Genomic DNA, 1,560 nt, shown 5'->3' with positions numbered 1-1,560 from the left:
GTCACCATCCGGCGCATCCTGCTGCCGATCGTCGCGCCCGGCCTGGCCGCCACCGCGCTGATCTGCTTCATCTTCAGCTGGAACGAGTTCTTCTTCGCGGTCAACCTGACCGCCACCCGGGCCGGCACCTCGCCGATCTTTCTGGTCGGTTTCATCACCTCCGAAGGGCTGTTCCTGGCCCGGCTCTGCGCGGCGGCGACGATCGTGTCGCTGCCGGTCGTGCTGGCCGGCTGGATCGCCCAGAAACAACTCGTCCGAGGACTCTCCATGGGGGCGGTCAAGTGAAGGCAGCAGTCATCGTCACGCCGGGTCAGATCAGCGTGGAGTCCGTGCCGGACCCCACGCCCGGCCCGCGCGACGTGGTCGTCGAGGTGGCCGGGTGCGGGATCTGCGGCACCGACCTGCACATCATGGACGGCGAGTTCGCGCCCGCGTACCCGATCGTGCCGGGCCACGAGTTCGCCGGCACGGTGGTCGCGGTCGGACGGGACGTCACCGAGGTGCGGGTCGGCGACCCGGTCGCCGTCGACCCCTCGCTGCACTGCGGGGAGTGCTACCAGTGCCGGCGCGCCCGGGGCAACCTCTGTGAACGCTGGAACGCCATCGGGGTCACCGTCTCCGGCGGCGCGGCCGAGTACGCCCTCGCGCCGGTACGCAACTGCATCACCCTGCCCGAGGGGGTCACGCCGGCCGACGCCGCCCTGATCGAGCCGCTCTCCTGCGTGGTGCGTGGCTTCGACGTGCTGCCCCGGCGGCTGGCCGACCACTATCTGATCTACGGCGCCGGCACCATGGGCCTGATGATGCTGGAGCTGGCCAAGCGCTGCGGCGCGGCCACCGTCAGTGTGGTCGACCTGAACCCCGACCGGCTGGCCACCGCGGTCCAACTCGGCTGCTCGGCGTACGCGGCCAGCGCCCACGAGCTGGACCGGCCACGCGGCTGGGACGTGGTGATCGACTGCACGGGCGTGCAGGCGGCGATCGAGGACGGCCTGCGCCGGGTCGCCCCGGCCGGCACGTTTCTCCAGTTCGGTGTGTCGGAATACAAGACCCGGGTGCCCGTCGAGCCGTACCGGATCTACAACCAGGAGATCACCGTGACCGGCTCGATGGCGGTGCTGCACAGCTTCGAACGCGCCGGCGAACTGTTCGCCGCTGGCGTGCTGGATCCGGCCGTGTTCATCAGCCATCGCTTCCCGCTCGACAAGTACGCCGAGGCGATGGCCCAGTTCCGTGCGGGCGTCGGTCGCAAGATCCAGATTGCCGCCTGAGGTGCAAGGAGGGGCCCCTTCTTAACGCCTAAGGTAGAGAAAGGGCCCCTTCTTAACACGCCCATGGTGGGCCGGCTGAGCCGCCGGGGGTGGGCCGGCTGAGCCGCCGGGGTGGCCCGGCAGGCCGGGCGGGCGGCTGTCATGCGGCTTCGGCTCGTGCCGGCGCGGCGGTCACGTCGGGCACCGGTGCGCACCGCCTCGGCGATGCGCCGGTTGGGCATGGCGGACTTCCTCGCCGGCCGGCTCGGCCAGGCGAGCAGCCGGCTGGCGGCGTCGTACCAGCTCAGCT

1 protein-coding gene and 1 pseudogene are annotated in these 1,560 nt (G+C 71.0%); both read left to right on the top strand.

Annotation, left to right across the window (positions count from 1 at the left end):
- Nucleotides 1–285, top strand: a pseudogene (locus AB0M52_RS33850) (carbohydrate ABC transporter permease); the annotation flags it as partial.
- Nucleotides 282–1,271: a zinc-dependent alcohol dehydrogenase family protein gene (locus AB0M52_RS33845; RefSeq protein ID WP_363961960.1), complete on the top strand. Its 990-nt coding sequence runs from the start codon at nucleotides 282–284 to the stop codon at nucleotides 1,269–1,271. The pseudogene AB0M52_RS33850 and the gene AB0M52_RS33845, both read left to right, overlap by 4 nt.
- The last annotated feature ends 289 nt before the right edge of the window (nucleotides 1,272–1,560 follow it).

It is taken from the genome of Micromonospora sp. NPDC051296, from assembly GCF_040682255.1.
Classification (GTDB): Bacteria; Actinomycetota; Actinomycetes; order Mycobacteriales; family Micromonosporaceae; genus Micromonospora; species Micromonospora craterilacus.
This window is presented reverse-complemented; position numbering and strand designations above follow the sequence as displayed.